At 63.3% G+C, this 924-nt stretch carries 2 protein-coding genes; both read right to left on the reverse strand.

Going from position 1 to position 924, the window contains the following annotated elements; genetic code table 11:
* The coding region (locus DXT59_RS09195) for a 3-oxoacid CoA-transferase subunit B (protein ID WP_116136611.1) at positions 1–509 on the reverse strand (509 nt) is incomplete at its 3' end.
* A 1-nt stretch (position 510) separates the two neighbouring features.
* Positions 511–924 (reverse strand): CoA transferase subunit A (locus tag DXT59_RS09200; protein WP_162878007.1); only part of this gene is annotated, 414 nt, incomplete at its 5' end.

Here is a 924-nt window from a genome sequence, read left to right on the forward strand (position 1 = left end):
CGATTGACCACGCCCACGCCCGTGAGCGGCAGCGTGCACTCTTCGAGGATCTTGTGCTGATCGCCCTTGGCCACATGCTCCATCAGTACGACGACGCGCTTCACGCCGGCCACGAGGTCCATCGCGCCGCCCATGCCCTTGATCATCTTGCCCGGGATCATCCAGTTCGCGAGATCGCCGTGCTTGCTGATCTGCATCGCGCCGAGGATCGCCAGATTGATATGGCCGCCGCGAATCATCGCAAACGAATCGGCCGAGGAAAAAATCGACGAACCCGGCAGCGTCGTGATGGTCTGCTTGCCCGCGTTGATGAGATCGGCGTCGAGCTCCTCCTCCGTCGGCGACGGGCCGATGCCGAGCAAGCCGTTTTCCGATTGCAGCCAGACATCCATTCCCGGCGGCACGTAGTTCGCCACGAGCGTCGGCAGCCCGATGCCCAGGTTCACGTAGAAACCGTCTTGCAGCTCCTTGGCCGCGCGCGCAGCCATCTCGTCACGTGTCCAAGCCATGTCAGTCTCCTTTCGCGCGCACGACGCGTTGTTCGATGCGTTTCTCAGGATGCGCATTGAGCACGATGCGCTGCACGAAAATGCCCGGCGTGTGGATCGCATCCGGATCGAGTTCGCCCGCTTCGACGATCTCCTCGACCTCGGCCACCGTGATGCGTCCGGCCATCGCGCACATCGGATTGAAGTTGCGCGCGGTGCGGCGGTAGATCAGATTGCCGGCCTTGTCGGCCTTCCACGCTTTGACGAGCGCAACGTCGGCCGTCAGCGAATGTTCGAGCACGTAGTGGCTATCGCCGAACTGGCGCGTTTCCTTGCCCTCGGCGATGATCGTGCCGTAACCGGTGCGCGTGAAGAAAGCCGGAATGCCGGCGCCGCCCGCGCGCAGCTTTTCCGCAAGCGTGCCTTGCGGCGTGAA

Source organism: Trinickia diaoshuihuensis, from assembly GCF_003390925.1.
GTDB lineage: Bacteria > Pseudomonadota > Gammaproteobacteria > Burkholderiales > Burkholderiaceae > Trinickia > Trinickia diaoshuihuensis.